The organism is Mucilaginibacter sp. P4_E8 (genome assembly GCF_056401495.1).
In genome coordinates this window covers 23,643-39,330 of the sequence record NZ_JBFUJG010000047.1, presented here as the reverse complement: position 1 = coordinate 39,330, position 15,688 = coordinate 23,643, and the positions used below count along the sequence as shown (strand labels likewise).

The following is a 15,688-nucleotide window of genomic DNA, read 5'->3' as shown; positions in this document are numbered from 1 at the left end:
CACTTGGTCAGCTTACCGCGGGTATTGCCCACGAGATCCAAAATCCGCTAAATTTTGTTAATAACTTCTCTGAGGTAAGTGCCGAACTTACCAGTGAATTAAAAGAGGAACTCAAAAATGGAAATACAGAAGATGCTATAGCCATAGCTGATGACCTGGAGAAAAATTTAAATAAAATTCAGCATCATGGTAAACGAGCCGACAGTATAGTTAAAGGCATGCTTGAACATAGCAGAAACAGCGCCGGCGAGCGGCAGCCTCTAAATATTAATACTTTGGCCGAAGAATTTTTAAGATTATCCTATCATGGAATGCGGGCCAAAGACAAAGCTTTCACTTCTGAGATAGTTACCAGTTTTACTGCTGAAAGGGTTATATTAAATGGTGTGCAGCAAGATATAGGAAGGGTGATGCTCAATTTGTTTAATAATGCCTTTTATGCTGTAAATCAAAAGCAAAAAACCAATGTCGAAAATTATAAGCCAACAGTTGAAGTAAGAACTGAAATCAGGGGCGATTTAGCTGTGTTTACTGTAAGAGACAATGGTAATGGCGTACCACTTGCTATAAAGGATAAGATCATGCAACCTTTTTTTACTACCAAGCCAGCGGGCGAGGGTACAGGTTTGGGCTTATCGCTTAGCTATGATATTATTGTGAACGGTTATAACGGAAGTATTGATATTAATACAAAAGAATTTGAATATGCAGAGTTTATAATAACATTGCCTTGCATATTAGCAAATGAGCCGGTTAAATCATCATTTATAAAATGAAAATGGTGCTTTAAACAATTTTGTATCTTTGCCATCCATGTCAGATACTCCTTTTTTGCAGGCTATTGCAGTAAGTAAAATATATCCGGGCAAACACCAGGCCGGCGTTAAAAAAACAGATATTGTTATACAACCCGGCAAAATAACCGCTATTATTGGCGAAAGCGGAAGCGGGAAAAGTACTTTATTACGTTTGTTGTATGGCTTACTTTCGCCGGATGAAGGTGTGGTTGAATTTAAGGGCGAGCGTATTTGGGGGCCTGAAGAAAAACTGATCCCCGGTCATGATGCCATGAAAATGGTTACCCAGCATACTGATGATTTGAATCTGTTTGCCAAAGTGTGGGATAACGTGGCTGCCATGCTGCCCGCAACCGACCTGAACGCCAAACAGCAAAAAACCGAACAGGTATTAAAGCAGCTTAACATGGCTGCTATGGCCGATAAACGTGTGGCTGATTTGAGCGGTGGCGAAAAGCAGCGTGTGGCTATTGCCCGTGCTATTATAACCCGTCCGCAGGTTTTATTGCTGGATGAACCCTTTAACCAGGTTGATACTTCTTTCAGGGAAGGCTTACAGCACGATATCAGGCAAATAGTGAAAGAGATTGGCCTTACGGTGATCATGGTATCTCATGACCCTGCCGAAGTGCTCTCTATGGCCGATGAGCTGATCGTGCTTAAACAAGGCGAAATAATAGAGCATGGAACACCAAAAGCCTTGTACCAATATCCGCAAAACCTTTATACAGCGCAATTGCTGAGCAACTGTAGCATCCTTACCGCCGCCGAAGGCAAACTTTGCGGCATCAGTATTACTAAGGAACACGCGGTAATATATCCTGAATGGATCAAGTTAAAACTGATCACCAAAGCAAAAAACTGGGTGGTAAGGCAGGTATTATTTAAAGGATTTTATGAAGACCTGATACTGGAACAAAACGGTACCCTGCTACGGGTTGTAAATGAAGAGTCTGGCAAATATGCCGAAGGTGATAAGGTTGCGGTAAGGGTAGGGAAGTGGCTGGAATATTAGAACAGATACGTAAAATATAATAAATATGTCATTGCGAGCGTAGCGTGGCAATCTCATAGGGCAAGTAACGAACTTTGCTTGTGCAACCTGCCTGATGAGATTGCTTCGTACCTCGCAATGACATGATGGAATTTACACCAGGTACTCAAACAAAGTCCTGTCTTTATTGAGTTCGATAACATTAAAGCGGTGCGCTATCATGCGTTTTAATAAAGCGGGATAATCATCGGCTGATTTTAGTTCGATACCAACCAGGGCAGGTCCGTTTTCTTTTTCGCTTTTCTTGATGAATTCAAAACGGGTAATATCATCATGCGGCCCAAGCACGTTATTTACGAACAGCTTTAATGCTCCCGGACGCTGCGGAAAGCGCACAATAAAGTAATGCTTAAGCCCTTCGTACAGTAAAGATTTTTCTTTGATCTCCTGCATACGGGCAATATCATTATTACCACCGCTTATTATACAAACTACCTTTTTGCCTTTTATTTTGTCTTTGCAGGCATCAAGTACTGCTACTGATAATGCTCCGGCAGGTTCAACTACAATAGCATCTTCGTTGTATAATTTTAATATGGTGGTACAAACCTTTCCTTCAGGTACCAGCAGCATATCGTCAAGCACATCACGACAAATATCATAGGTTAATGCGCCAACACGTTTTACGGCAGCACCATCAACAAAGCGGTCAATTTCAGGTAGTGTTATAGGCTCGCCCTGTTCCAGTGCCTTGAGCATGGATGGCGCACCTTCGGGCTCAACACCTATCAAATAAATACCGGGTACCTGCTGTTTTAAATAAGTTCCGGCTCCGGCTGCCAGGCCGCCGCCACCTATAGGCATAATTACAGCTTCCACATCGGGCAGGTCCTGCAATATCTCCACACCAACAGTTCCCTGGCCTTCAATAATACGATAATTATCAAACGGTGGTATAAATGTCATTTCATGTGCTTCGGTATAAGCAAGGGCCTCACGCAGGCAATCATCAAAAGTATCGCCGGTTAAAACCAGCTCTACACTTCCGTGGCCATGCATTTCTGTTTGGGTAACTTTTTGTTTCGGGGTTATTTCGGGCATGAAAATTACACCCTTAGTACCTAATGCATTACAGCTAAAAGCTACGCCCTGCGCATGGTTGCCCGCGCTGGCGCAAACAACGCCACGGCTCAGTTCTTCGGCAGTTAGCTGACTGATCATATTGTAAGCGCCACGCAGTTTGTACGAACGTACAATTTGCAGGTCCTCACGTTTTAAATATATCTCGCAATCGTATTTGGCCGATAAGCCGGCATTATATTCCAGCGGAGTGCGTTTAACTACGCCTTTAAGACGTTCATAGGCCGACTCAAAATCAAGCTGGTTCTTAGTATCAGTTTCCATTATTAATTTTTTACCAGCTTGTGTGCTACCAAACTTAACAGGTCATCGTCGTTGATGTCAAGCTTAACATCAGCAAGGGTTAAAAAGCTGTTATATACTTCGGCCAGTTCTTCCTTATCCAAATTGTAACCCAGGCGCTCCAGGTGAAATTTAAGCGCATGCCTGCCACTGCGGGCGGTAAGTACAATACTGGCGCTCGGGAAACCTACATCCTCGGGACGTATGATCTCATAGTTCTCGCGGTTTTTAAGGAAACCATCCTGGTGGATGCCTGAGCTGTGCGCAAAGGCATTGCTACCTACTATGGCTTTATTGGGCTGTACCGGCATGCGCATTTGTGTGCTGATCATGCGGCTAAGCTCATAAAAGTTTTTAGAGTTGATGTTGGTATGCAAACCCAGTACCTGGTGTGTTTTCAGGATCATGACCACCTCCTCAATTGAGGTATTACCTGCACGCTCTCCAATACCGTTAATGGTACCTTCAATTTGGCGGGCGCCATTCTGCAAACCGGCAATAGAGTTGGCAGTAGCCAGACCTAAATCATTATGGCAATGCACCGAGATAATGGCCTTATCAATATTTTTTACGTTCTCTTTCAAAAATTTGATCTTGCTGCCATATTGATCAGGCAGGCAATAGCCGTTTGTATCCGGAATATTTACTACAGTGGCGCCTGCGGCAATTACCGCTTCAACCATCTGGGCTAAAAATACAACATCGGCACGACCGGCATCTTCGGCATAAAACTCAATATCTTCAACGGCACGCTTGGCATATTTAACGGCTTCAACGGCACGTTCCAGTATATCTTCGCGGGTGCTGTTAAATTTATGCTTGATGTGCATATCAGACGAACCGATACCTGTATGAATACGCGGATGTTTAGCATATTTTAATGATTCGATAGCAGCATCAATATCGCCTTTGTTGGCACGGGTAAGCGCACAAACGGTTGGATTTTTCACCGCCTTTGAAATTTCAACAACGCTGTTAAAATCACCCGGACTTGAAACCGGGAAGCCTGCTTCAATAATATCCACGCCCAGTAGTTCCAGTTCTTTTGCTATCTCAATCTTTTCGGGGGTTGTTAACTGGCAACCCGGTACCTGCTCGCCATCGCGAAGCGTGGTATCAAAAACATAAACGCGGTTGGGATCGTGTAACATATTATTTTTTGTTTTTAGTTATGTGTTAGTATCAAGTAGCGAGTATCAGGTATCAAGACCGATTCGTTTACTTTTTACTTAATTCATTTCGTTATCTGTAGATATCTCCAATCAAAACAGCTAAAAAGTCTTGATACTTGATACTAATTACTTGCTACTTAAATTATTCTTTAACAGCTATAAACCTTAACCTTTTATAATCGGCATACCATTGGCCGCCTTCGTTATAGTGTGGTTCAAGCTTGTTGGTTATTTCTGTTAATATCTGTTGTTTTTCATCTTCGGCTATACCTTCAAGGTATTGTTCACCAAACATGGTTACCCATTTGGCCACACCCTGATCGCCATCCTGCAATGGTGTTTTACGGTCATAGTGAATGGCATAACTAACCTTAAAGCCGTGCTCCTCTAACTTAGTAGCATACTCACCTATCGACGGGAAATACCAGATCTGGGTATCAGCCTGCACATGGTAACCATGATTTTGCAGTACCAGTTGTGTGGCTTCAATTAAGCGGGCAACATTGCCTTTACCGCCCATTTCGGCTACAAAGCGGCCGCCATGTTTAAGAACGTTATATACACTACGCATCATCCCGTTTTGATCCTTTACCCAATGCAGGGCCGCGTTCGAAAACACCGCATCATACGGAGTATCTGTAAAAAAGTCGGCAGCGTTTTCAACCACGAACTCAATTTCAGGATACTTTTCCTTTGCCTGGGCAATCATATCAGGCGACAGGTCGGTGCCTTTTACTTTGGCTCCTTTGCTTTGGATCTGCTGTGTTAAATGGCCCGTACCGCAACCCAGATCAAGAATATATTCACCAGCTTTAACATCCAGTAATTCCAGCACATCCTCACCGTATTGAAATACAAAGGCGTGTTTTTGGTCGTACAGATCAGGATTCCATTTCATAACTTATATATCTATATTTCTTCAGTCTCACCAATTTTTGCTTCATTTAAATTTTTGAAATACCTTATTAAGTAAACACCACATACAATTAAAAAGGTACTGTTGGTCCATATTACAATACTTAAAAAATCTTTTGAGATGATAGTTACAGCAATAACTATTAAACTAAGAAAAATTACTAACGCTAACATCAGCTTATCATAAGACTGCCGTATAGCTACCCACCAGGTAATTTGCGAAGCTATGATGCCCATCAAGATTGTATTTTCTTTAATTCCATTACTTTGAATATTAACAAGCAAGGCAATCTCAACTAAAACAAAAGGACCGCCGCTATGACCTGCCGCAAAACAGCAAATCAAGAACAATAATATTATAGCGATCTTTAACCCATTCATTTTAGCCTTCAAATTTTAGCTTAGGTACTCCAGCACTTTTTGCCCCATGGCTTTGGTCCCTAAAATTTTACCTTTATCGGTATTAACATCAGCGATATCGCCGGTGCGGTAACCATCTTTCAACACTTTATCAATAGCCGATGTGATGAGCTTAGCTTCTTCTTTCAGTCCGAAACTAATTTCCAGCATTAGCGCCACTGATAATATAGATGCCAGCGGATTGGCTTTATCCTGCCCGGCAATATCATGTGCTGAACCATGGATAGGTTCAAAGAAACCGGTTCCATCGCCAATTGACGCAGATGCCAGCATACCCATTGAACCCGCGATCTGCGATGCTTCATCAGTTAAAATATCTCCAAAAAGGTTAGCGGTTAATACCACATCAAACTTTTTAGGATTTTTAACCAGCTGCATGGCTGCATTATCGATGAACATGTGCTCGGTTTCAACTTCAGGATATTGTTTAGCTATTTCCTGAACCACTTCGCGCCATAGGCGTGAAGCTTCCAGCACGTTCGCTTTATCAACAGAGCATAATCTTTTACCACGAACCATAGCCGCTTCATAAGCTTTTATGGCAATACGCTCTACCTCGTAACGGGAATAAATCATCAGGTCAGATGCTGTATTGCGATCCTCGCTGCGTTTTTTCTCGCCGAAGTAAACATCACCGGTTAATTCCCGGAAGAAAAGAATGTCGGTTCCTTTCAGTATCTCCGGTTTTAGGCTTGATGCATCCAGCAGCTCATCAAAAAGCATGATAGGGCGCAGATTGGCATACAGGCCAAGTTCCTTACGTATTTTTAACAAACCCTGCTCAGGGCGTACCTTAGCCGATGGATCATTATCATATTTGATGTGACCAATAGCGCCAAATAAAATAGCGTCGCTGGCTTTTGCTTTAGCCAAAGTTTCATCAGGCAGCGGATTGCCGGTAGCTTCGATACCTGCATGACCCATCAGGGCTTCGTCAAAACTGAACTCGTGGCCAAAATCCTGACCAATTTTTTCCAGTACGGCCTTACCCCAGGTTGTTACTTCGGTACCGATACCATCACCGGGTATTACTAATATGTGTTTTTTAATTCCCATGCCCCCATACCCCCTAAAGGGGGATTTTTGATTGTGTTATTTAGCTTAATTATAATTCTCTTAATTATTCCCCTTTGTTCCCTCTTCAGGGGGTTAGGGGGCTGAGTTTTCGAATTGTTGTATTAACTCCTTTTTGCTCAGTATGTAGTCAATATCATCATAGCCATTGGTCATGCAGGCTTTTTTGTAAGGGTTAACCTCAAATGTTTCCTGTTCGCCGGTGGCTACAATTTTAATGAACTGATCAACCAGGTCAATTTCTACCACCGCGTGCTCATCAGCATCAACAGCATCGAAGATCTTCTTTAAAAAATCATCGCTTACCTGTACTGGCAGCAGGCCATTGTTAAGGGCGTTGCCTTTAAATATATCAGCAAAAAAGCTGCTTACCACGGCATCAAAACCATAATCGGCAATGGCCCAGGCAGCATGCTCACGACTGCTGCCGCAACCAAAGTTTTTGCCGGCTACCAGTATTTTACCATTGAAGTTTGGATTGTTAAGTACGAAATCCGTTTTAGGATTATTGTCCCCGTCAAAACGCCAGTCGCGAAACAGGTTATTGCCAAAGCCGTCGCGGGTAGTGGCCTTTAAAAAACGAGCGGGAATGATCTGGTCCGTATCGATGTTCTCGATAGGCAAGGGTACCACGCTGGTTTGTATATGTTTAAATATTTTGGTTGCCATCTTTTTTAGATTTGAGATGTTAGATTTGAGACTCTGTGCCTTTTATCTCTATGTCTTCATAATGTTCAACAGTAGGAAAGGGATCATAAAAATGATGTAATAAACCTTTCCATTCCTGGTATTCTTTTGATTGCCTGAAGCCTATAGTGTGGTCGGTCAGTTTTTTCCACTCCACCAGTAAAATAAACCGGCTTGTATTTTCCACACATCTTTTTAGTTGATGAGTGATGTAACCGGCCATTTTTGATATGATAACCTGTGCTTTTGAAAATGCCTTTATAAAAGCATCCTCCTGGCCTGGTGTTACATTCAATATGGCTACTTCAAGTATCATCTTATTTCTTTTTTGTCATTGCGAGGTACGAAGCAATCTCACGGTGCAGGCGTTGAACATACACGATGAGATTGCCACGCTACGCTCGCAATGACATATTAGTATTAGCTAACTAATTCTTTCTCTTTCAAAAATTCCCTTATATCCGTTACCCTACCGGTAATTGCCGATGCTGCCGCGGTTAGCGGGCTGGCCAAAAAGGTACGGGAGTTTGGTCCCTGGCGACCTTCAAAATTACGGTTGGAGGTAGATACGCAATATTTACCCGCAGGTATCTTGTCCTCGTTCATCCCCAAACATGCGCTGCATCCTGGTTCGCGAAGCGGGAACCCAGCCTCGTTAAATATTTTGTCCAGTCCCTCGCGAATGGCTTGTTCCTGTACCTGTTTTGATCCCGGAACTACCCATACGGTAACGTTATCTGCCTTGTGTTTGCCTTTTACAAATTCAGCCACCTGGCGCAGATCTTCAATACGCGAGTTGGTGCAGCTGCCGATAAATACATAATCAATGGGCTTGCCTAATAATTGTTCGTCGTCATGCAGGCCCATATAATCAAGGGCCTTTTTGTATGATCCCTGTTCTTTTGCTTCAAATGAAGCAGTTTCAGGAACGTGTTGTGTAACACCAATACCCATCCCCGGATTTGTTCCGTAGGTGATCATTGGCTCAATATCTTCGGCTTTAAAGGATAATACTTCATCAAACTGAGCATCAGCATCAGAGTATAAAGTTTTCCAGTAAGCTAATGCTTTATCCCACTCTTCGCCTTTAGGGGCGAACTCGCGGCCTTTTACATAATTAAATGTGGTATCATCGGGAGCAATTAAACCACAGCGTGCACCCATTTCAATGCTCATGTTACAGATGGTCATGCGGCCTTCCATACTTAATGAACGGATGGTATCACCTGCATATTCCACAGCATAACCAGTGCCGCCAGCGGCCGAGATCTTTGAAATAATGTAAAGAATGATGTCCTTAGCGCCAACGCCTTTTTGGAGGTTACCGTTTACCTCGATCTTCATTCTTTTAGGGCGCGATTGTAGTAAACACTGGGTAGCCATTACCTGCTCAACCTGTGATGTACCTATACCAAACGCTATGGCACCAAAGGCGCCGTGTGTTGACGTGTGGCTATCACCACAAACATAAGTACCACCGGGACGGGTAATGCCCAGCTCGGGCCCTATCACGTGCACTATACCCTGGAAAGGGTGCCCTAAACCATATAGCTCAATGCCAAATTCTGCACAGTTTTTGGTGAGCATATCAACCTGGTAGCGGGAAAGTTCTTCTTTTATGGGGAGGTGCTGATCAATTGTAGGAACGTTATGATCGGCAGTGGCCACTGTTTGTTTGGGCCTGAAAACCGGTAAACCCCTTGTGCGCAAACCATCAAATGCCTGCGGACTGGTTACCTCGTGTATGAAATGTGTGTCGATGTATAAAATATCAGGAAAACCCTCGTTGCTACTGACGACGTGCGCATCCCAAATTTTATCGAATAATGTTTGTCCCATGTTTTTTAGTCTTTAGTCTAAAGTCCGAAGTAGTAAGTCATAAGCCGTAAGTATAAAGTCATTGACTTATAACTTCATACTTATGACTTACAATTCAAGACTTAAAATTATGCTTCTACAACCTGGTTTTCAGGGCGTAAGCTGCGTACAGTTTTACCTGCTTGCCATAATTCGCTTTCGCGTAATTCTTTTAATTCAGCATCTAATTTTTCGCGGTAATCAGCTTTGCTGTTTGAATCGATTGATTTTTGTGACTCAACGCCTGTTGCAACGCTTTTGTATAGTTCTTCAAATACCGGTTTAGTGGCATCACGGAATTTTTTCCACCAATCCAAAGCACCGCGTTGTGCTGTAGTTGAACAATTGGCATACATCCAGTCCATACCATTCTCAGCAACTAAAGGCATTAATGATTGGGTTAACTCTTCAACAGTTTCGTTAAAAGCCTCAGATGGTGAGTGACCATTAGCGCGCAATACATCGTATTGGGCTGCAAAAATACCCTGGATACAACCCATCAGTGTGCCACGCTCGCCGGTTAAATCGCTATATACTTCTTTTTTGAAGTTAGTCTCAAATAAATAACCGCTACCAACAGCAATACCTAAAGCAATAACACGATCAAATGCTTTACCTGTTGCATCCTGGAAAATCGCGTAGCTTGAGTTTAAGCCGCGGCCTTGTAAAAACATGCGGCGTAATGAAGTACCTGATCCTTTAGGGGCAACCAAAAATACGTCAACATCAGCAGGAGGTACAATGCCGGTTTGCTCATTAAAAGTGATACCAAAACCGTGAGAAAAGTATAATGCTTTACCCGGAGTTAAGTGTTTTTTAACAGTTGGCCATACGGCAATCTGGGCTGCATCGCTTAATAAGTAGCAAATTACAGTTCCTCTTTCCAAAGCTTCTTCAATTTCAAAAAGGGTTTCGCCGGGTACAAAGCCATCACTTACAGCTTTATCCCATGTTTTGGTGCCTTTACGCTGACCAACAATTACGTTGATGCCATTGTCTTTTTGGTTTAATGCCTGACCCGGACCTTGAACGCCGTAACCAATTACTGCTACAACTTCGTCTTTTAATACTTCCTGAGCTTTTGATAAAGGGAACTCCTCGCGGGTTACTACATTTTCTTCAGTGCCGCCGAAATTTAATTTTGCCATTGTTTTGTTATTTGATGATTACACCGATGTTTTATTGATTACACCGATTTATTTATTTAAAGTTTATATTTTGATTATCATTGATTTGGTATTCAGGGCTTTCAGCTTTAAACTTTCAGCCTTGAGCCCTTTTTCTTACATCGTAAATACTTTTGCTCCCTGGTTCAGGTATTCGTTTTCAATTACATCTTCACCTGGTTCAAGTCTTTCAAATTCGCGCAGTTTACGGTTAAAACCGTCGCTATCTTTAATAATAGCCACACGTGCACTGCGTACAAATTCAATAAGGCCGTAAGGTTGCAATATGCTGATCAGGTTATCGGTTTCCTCGCGGTGACCGGTGGTTTCAAATACCGTGTAATCTTTACGCAGTACAACCACGCGTGCACCGTTTTCGCGCAGCAGGCGCTCAACGCTTACCTTTTCGGCAATAACATCTGTTGATACCTTATATAACGCTAATTCCTGCCAAATCACATCTTCGTTGGTATGATAATACACTTTTAGTACTTCCACCTGTTTTTCTATCTGGCGGGTAAGTTTGCGTACCACATCTTCCGACTCGGTGATCACAATATTAAAGCGGTGGATACTCTCTATCTCTGACGGAGAAGTATTCAGGCTGTCGATATTGATCTTACGGCGTGTAAATATAATAGCTATCCGGCTTAATAAACCAATCTGGTTTTCGGTATAAACCGTGATGTTAAATTCCTGTTTCTCTGTATCTTGATTGCTCATGACTGATTTTGTTAAAATTTAAGGGCCCTTATTTAAGCCTGATCTCGCTTACACTACATCCTTGCGGTACCATCGGGAACACATTGTTCTCTTTGGTTACCATTACCTCTAAAAGGAACGAGCCTTTGTTGCTCAGCATTTCATTTAATGCTGCCGGAAGGTCCTTACGGTCGTTAATACATTTGCCGGGGATGCGGTACGCTGCTGCTACTGCAACAAAGTCAGGGCTCTGGATATCCACAAAAGAGTAGCGGCGCTCATTAAACAATTCCTGCCATTGCCTAACCATACCCAGGAAACGGTTATTCAGGATGATGATCTTTACATCAATACCGCATTGCATAATGGTACCCAATTCCTGCAAGGTCATCTGGAAACCGCCATCGCCAATAATAGCTACTACGGTGCGGTCCTGTGCGCCAAATTTGGCACCGATGGCAGCTGGTAGGGCAAAGCCCATAGTACCTAAACCACCGCTGGTTACATTGCTGCGGGTATTGTTGAATTTAGCATAACGACAGGCTACCATCTGGTGCTGACCAACGTCGGTTACAATAATTGCTTCGCCTTTGGTTATCTCGTTCAGTTGTTTTATCACCTCACCCATGGTCATTTCGGGCGAGGTTGGGTTTAATTCTGTATGAATTACCGCCTCAATTTCCTGCTGGGTATAATCATTAAACTTGTTGATCCATTCGGTATGCTTTTTTTGCTCAATAGCGTTGGTAAGCAAAGGCAGGGTTTCTTTACAGTCGCCCCATACCGGTACGGTTGATTTAACGTTTTTATCGATCTCGGCCGGGTCAATATCCAGATGGATCACTTTAGCCTGTTTAGCATACTTATCTAAACGACCGGTTACACGGTCATCAAAGCGCATACCAATGGCAATAAGCACATCGCACTCGTTGGTTAATACGTTAGGGCCGTAGTTGCCATGCATTCCCAGCATACCCACATTTTGCGGATGATCTGTTGGGATAGCGCCTGCACCTAAAATGGTCCATGCCGCAGGGATACCGCTTTTTTCAACAAAAGTTTTAAACTCCTGCTCGGCGCTGCCTAATATTACACCCTGTCCCCAAATGATAAATGGTTTTTTAGCCTGATTGATCAGTTCGGCAGCTTCCTGGATGTATTGCGTGCGTACTATAGGTTTTGGCCTGTAGCTGCGGATATGGTCACAAGGAGTATAACCCTGATAGTTGAATTTTTGTATCTGCGCGTTTTTGGTGATATCAATTAATACCGGTCCGGGACGGCCGCTTTTTGCTATGTAAAAAGCTTTGGCCAATACCTCGGGGATCTCGGTGGCATCAGTTACCTGGTAGTTCCATTTGGTTACCGGGGTAGTGATGTTGATCACGTCGGTTTCCTGAAAAGCATCGGTACCTAAAAGATGCGCGAATACCTGCCCGGTAATACATACCAGTGGAGTGCTATCTATCTGAGCATCGGCCAAACCTGTTACCAGGTTTGTTGCACCGGGGCCGCTGGTTGCAAATACAACACCCACTTTGCCCGATGTACGTGCGTAACCCTGCCCTGCATGGATACCGCCTTGTTCATGACGGACCAGGATGTGGTTCAGCTTATCATTATAATCAAATAGAGCATCATAGATGGGCATAATAGCGCCACCCGGATAGCCAAAGATGGTATCAACACCTTCAACAATTAATGCCTCCAATAATGCTACTGATCCTGAAACTTCTACCGCTGTTTTTGGAGCGGGTGTAGTTAATGTTTCCTGTGCAACTTCCATAGTTTTACCCCCCAGCTCCCTAAAGGGGGAGCTTTTTTAATTGTATGTTTTGTTATTTTAATCCTTTATTATTAACCCTCTTGTTCCCCCTTCAGGGGGTTAGGGGGCTACATTTCGTCAGTTACACAGCCTTCTGCGGCTGTGCTTACTGTTTTGGCGTATTTGTATAGTAAGCCTTTTTTTACTTTTAGTGCTGGTTGTACCCAGTTGGCTTTGCGTACTGCAAGTTCCGCGTCAGATACTTTTAGCGTCATGGTATTGGTAGTGGCATCTATCTCAATGGTGTCATTATCCTTAACAAAGGCTATCAAACCACCGTCATAAGCTTCGGGGGTGATATGGCCTACCACAAAACCATGTGTACCACCAGAAAAACGGCCATCGGTTATTAATGCAACCGAAGCGCCTAAGCCTGCACCAAAAATAGCACCTGTTGGTTTTAGCATTTCGGGCATACCCGGTGCACCTTTAGGGCCTATGTTGCGGATAACTACCACATCACCGGCTCGTACGAGGCCGCTTGTAATCCCGTTTATCAACTCAAACTCCCCGTCAAACACGCGGGCAGGACCCTCAAAACGTTCGCCTTCTTTACCACTAATTTTGGCAACGCTGCCACCTTCGGCAAGGTTTCCGTATAATATTTGTAAATGACCTGTAGCTTTTATAGGGTTTTCGGCCGGGAATATGATTTTTTGGTTTTCAAATTCAATTTCAGGAACTTCTTCCAGGTTTTCGGCAATGGTTTTGCCAGTTACGGTTAAACAGCTGCCATCAATCCAGCCCAGTTTAAGCAGATACTTCATAACCGCGGGCACACCGCCAATTTTATGCAGATCTTCCATCATATACTTGCCGCTTGGCTTCATATCGGCCAATACGGGGATACGGTTACTTACCGACTGGAAATCATCCTGGGTTACTTTAACACCCACGGCTTTAGCCATAGCTATCAGGTGCAATACCGCGTTGGTTGAGCCGCCCAAAACCATGATGGTTACAATAGCATTCTCAAAGGCCGCGCGGGTCATGATGTCTGATGGTTTGATATCTTTCTCCAACAGTATCTTTATGGCTTTACCGGCTGCCAAACATTCCGCTTTCTTCTCCGGGCTTAAAGCCGGGTTTGAAGAAGAGTAAGGCAAGCTCATACCTAAAGCCTCAATTGCCGAAGCCATGGTATTAGCAGTATAAATACCACCGCAGGCACCAGCACTTGGGCAGGCATTTTTAACTACACCCATAAAATCCTCGGGAGTAATATTACCGGCTATTTTTTGGCCCAAAGCCTCAAATGCCGATACGATATTCAAGTCTTCGCCTTTATAATGGCCGGGTTTAATAGTGCCACCATAAACCATTATTGACGGACGGTTAAGTCTGCCCATGGCTATAACTGATCCCGGCATGTTTTTATCGCATCCCGGCAGGGTGATCAAACCATCGTAATATTGTGCTCCACAAACTGCTTCTATCGAATCGGCAATTACATCGCGGCTTACTAATGAATAACGCATGCCTTCGGTACCCATGCTCATACCATCGCTTACGCCAATGGTATTAAATATAAGGCCAACCAACTCTTCATCCCATATGCCTTGTTTCACTATTTTAGCCAGGTCATTAAGGTGCATGTTGCAAGTGTTACCATCGTAGCCCATGCTGGCAACGCCAACCTGTGCTTTTTTCATATCGTCATCAGTTAAACCAATACCATAAAGCATGGCCTGCGCTGCGGGCTGTGTTGGGTCTTGCGTTAAATTTTTGCTATACTTATTCAATTCTATAGCCGATATTGTATCTGATGATGAACTCATTTTATTTGTTATGATAGACTAATTTGTAAATAATTTTGCCTGTTGATCCTGGTTTACTTGTACTGTTTGAATCTGTATCCGTAAGGTAGATATAGCGATAAAGAATAACAATAGCTGCGAAAAATATTTTGAAAAAGTATATAATTTTAAATAATTTCATAAAACAGAATATAATTCTTTATAATGTATAAATATAGATATAATATTTGTTTCAAAATAGACCAAAGTTCAAAACGGTATTCAGTATATATTTTATGCATGCATAGTAAGTTGCCAATTTTCTTCCTGAAACGGCCAAAGCTTGCTTAGAAATTATAAAAACCGGGTGGAGATACTTCATGAGTTTTTGCTTTAATAATGTTGCTTCGCTATTTATATTATTTGCCTTAAAATTATGCCTTGTTAATTTAAACAACTTTTGGGTGTAAGTAATCAAAAATTGAGTTCAGTTTGTTCAGTGGTTGTTTGGTCTGTTCATTGACACAGGTCCTGAAAAAAGTGGCAAAAAAAAAACGTCCGGGTGTTATACCCGGACGTTTTTGTAAAATATAAGGGTATAGTTTATTTGTGCTGAATGCCTTCAGCCAGAATAATCACCTTATTGTTTAATACCTCAACAACACCGCCTTTAATAAAAAAAACTTCTTCTTTAGCAGCACTGCCACCGCGCACAGTTAACTTACCATCTAATAAGGTAGAGATAATAGGCGCGTGGTTGTTTAATATTTCAAATAATCCCAAAGCACCCGGAACGGTTACCGATGTGGCTTCGCCCTCGTATACTTTTTTATCGGGTGTAAGAATTTCTAATGTCATTTTTTTTGTATCAAGTAGTTCGTATCAAGTATCAAGTATTTATAATTAGTATCAAATAGTAAT

15 protein-coding genes are annotated in these 15,688 nt (G+C 42.7%); 2 read left to right on the top strand and 13 right to left on the bottom strand.

All coding sequences use genetic code 11. The features are described 5' to 3' along the window. Both AC1DRQ_RS17160 and AC1DRQ_RS17155 read left to right on the top strand, forming a co-directional pair. The coding region (locus AC1DRQ_RS17160; RefSeq protein ID WP_477425848.1) for a sensor histidine kinase at window positions 1-776 on the top strand (776 nt) is incomplete at its 5' end. Window positions 777-813: 37 nt separating this feature from the next. After that, the gene (locus AC1DRQ_RS17155) at window positions 814-1,812 is read left to right on the top strand and encodes an ABC transporter ATP-binding protein (RefSeq protein WP_477425847.1); all 999 of its coding nucleotides are present in this window, start codon (window positions 814-816) and stop codon (window positions 1,810-1,812) included. Window positions 1,813-1,944: 132 nt separating this feature from the next. Here AC1DRQ_RS17155 and ilvA read toward each other — a convergent pair whose 3' ends face one another. The 13 genes from ilvA to atpC form a co-directional block, all read right to left on the bottom strand. After that, window positions 1,945-3,195, bottom strand: coding sequence for a threonine ammonia-lyase IlvA (gene ilvA, locus AC1DRQ_RS17150; protein ID WP_477425846.1), 1,251 nt, complete (start codon window positions 3,193-3,195; stop codon window positions 1,945-1,947). A gap of 2 nt (window positions 3,196-3,197) precedes the next feature. Then, window positions 3,198-4,364, bottom strand: a complete 1,167-nt coding sequence (locus AC1DRQ_RS17145; RefSeq protein ID WP_477425845.1) for a 2-isopropylmalate synthase — start codon at window positions 4,362-4,364, stop codon at window positions 3,198-3,200. 163 nt (window positions 4,365-4,527) lie between these two features. Further along, window positions 4,528-5,283: a class I SAM-dependent methyltransferase gene (locus AC1DRQ_RS17140; protein WP_477425844.1), complete on the bottom strand. Its 756-nt coding sequence runs from the start codon at window positions 5,281-5,283 to the stop codon at window positions 4,528-4,530. A gap of 11 nt (window positions 5,284-5,294) precedes the next feature. Further along, complete coding sequence (locus AC1DRQ_RS17135; RefSeq protein WP_477425843.1) at window positions 5,295-5,693, bottom strand: hypothetical protein; 399 nt, start codon at window positions 5,691-5,693, stop codon at window positions 5,295-5,297. A gap of 3 nt (window positions 5,694-5,696) precedes the next feature. Next, complete coding sequence (leuB, locus tag AC1DRQ_RS17130) at window positions 5,697-6,770, bottom strand: 3-isopropylmalate dehydrogenase (protein WP_477425849.1); 1,074 nt, start codon at window positions 6,768-6,770, stop codon at window positions 5,697-5,699. A 99-nt stretch (window positions 6,771-6,869) separates the two neighbouring features. Next, complete coding sequence (leuD, locus tag AC1DRQ_RS17125) at window positions 6,870-7,463, bottom strand: 3-isopropylmalate dehydratase small subunit (protein ID WP_477425842.1); 594 nt, start codon at window positions 7,461-7,463, stop codon at window positions 6,870-6,872. Window positions 7,464-7,482: 19 nt separating this feature from the next. Beyond that, window positions 7,483-7,797 (bottom strand): antibiotic biosynthesis monooxygenase family protein, encoded by a 315-nt coding sequence (locus AC1DRQ_RS17120; RefSeq protein WP_477425841.1) that lies wholly within the window; start codon window positions 7,795-7,797, stop codon window positions 7,483-7,485. A 104-nt stretch (window positions 7,798-7,901) separates the two neighbouring features. After that, the gene (gene leuC, locus AC1DRQ_RS17115; protein WP_477425840.1) at window positions 7,902-9,320 is read right to left on the bottom strand and encodes a 3-isopropylmalate dehydratase large subunit; all 1,419 of its coding nucleotides are present in this window, start codon (window positions 9,318-9,320) and stop codon (window positions 7,902-7,904) included. Window positions 9,321-9,427: 107 nt separating this feature from the next. Further along, entirely contained in the window at window positions 9,428-10,486 is a 1,059-nt protein-coding gene (gene ilvC / locus AC1DRQ_RS17110) for a ketol-acid reductoisomerase (protein WP_429394088.1), read from the bottom strand. A 135-nt stretch (window positions 10,487-10,621) separates the two neighbouring features. Then, on the bottom strand, window positions 10,622-11,227 hold the full coding sequence (ilvN, locus tag AC1DRQ_RS17105) for an acetolactate synthase small subunit (protein WP_429394090.1): 606 nt from the start codon (window positions 11,225-11,227) through the stop codon (window positions 10,622-10,624). A gap of 28 nt (window positions 11,228-11,255) precedes the next feature. Then, complete coding sequence (gene ilvB / locus AC1DRQ_RS17100) at window positions 11,256-12,992, bottom strand: biosynthetic-type acetolactate synthase large subunit (protein WP_477425839.1); 1,737 nt, start codon at window positions 12,990-12,992, stop codon at window positions 11,256-11,258. Window positions 12,993-13,099: 107 nt separating this feature from the next. Next, on the bottom strand, window positions 13,100-14,809 hold the full coding sequence (ilvD, locus tag AC1DRQ_RS17095; protein ID WP_477425838.1) for a dihydroxy-acid dehydratase: 1,710 nt from the start codon (window positions 14,807-14,809) through the stop codon (window positions 13,100-13,102). Between the two features lie 561 nt (window positions 14,810-15,370). Continuing rightward, window positions 15,371-15,625 (bottom strand): ATP synthase F1 subunit epsilon, encoded by a 255-nt coding sequence (gene atpC, locus AC1DRQ_RS17090; RefSeq protein ID WP_429394096.1) that lies wholly within the window; start codon window positions 15,623-15,625, stop codon window positions 15,371-15,373. Window positions 15,626-15,688: the final 63 nt, after the last annotated feature.

Bases quoted from the DNA above. Each gene is read 5' to 3' on its own strand.
- AC1DRQ_RS17155 (WP_477425847.1), top strand. From the start codon at position 814: ATGTCAGATACTCCTTTTTTGCAGGCTATTGCAGTAAGTAAAATATAT.
- ilvA (WP_477425846.1), bottom strand. From the start codon at position 3,195: ATGGAAACTGATACTAAGAACCAGCTTGATTTTGAGTCGGCCTATGAA.
- AC1DRQ_RS17145 (WP_477425845.1), bottom strand. From the start codon at position 4,364: ATGTTACACGATCCCAACCGCGTTTATGTTTTTGATACCACGCTTCGC.
- AC1DRQ_RS17140 (WP_477425844.1), bottom strand. From the start codon at position 5,283: ATGAAATGGAATCCTGATCTGTACGACCAAAAACACGCCTTTGTATTT.
- leuD (WP_477425842.1), bottom strand. From the start codon at position 7,463: ATGGCAACCAAAATATTTAAACATATACAAACCAGCGTGGTACCCTTG.
- AC1DRQ_RS17120 (WP_477425841.1), bottom strand. From the start codon at position 7,797: ATGATACTTGAAGTAGCCATATTGAATGTAACACCAGGCCAGGAGGAT.
- leuC (WP_477425840.1), bottom strand. From the start codon at position 9,320: ATGGGACAAACATTATTCGATAAAATTTGGGATGCGCACGTCGTCAGT.
- ilvC (WP_429394088.1), bottom strand. From the start codon at position 10,486: ATGGCAAAATTAAATTTCGGCGGCACTGAAGAAAATGTAGTAACCCGC.
- ilvN (WP_429394090.1), bottom strand. From the start codon at position 11,227: ATGAGCAATCAAGATACAGAGAAACAGGAATTTAACATCACGGTTTAT.
- ilvB (WP_477425839.1), bottom strand. From the start codon at position 12,992: ATGGAAGTTGCACAGGAAACATTAACTACACCCGCTCCAAAAACAGCG.
- ilvD (WP_477425838.1), bottom strand. From the start codon at position 14,809: ATGAGTTCATCATCAGATACAATATCGGCTATAGAATTGAATAAGTAT.
- atpC (WP_429394096.1), bottom strand. From the start codon at position 15,625: ATGACATTAGAAATTCTTACACCCGATAAAAAAGTATACGAGGGCGAA.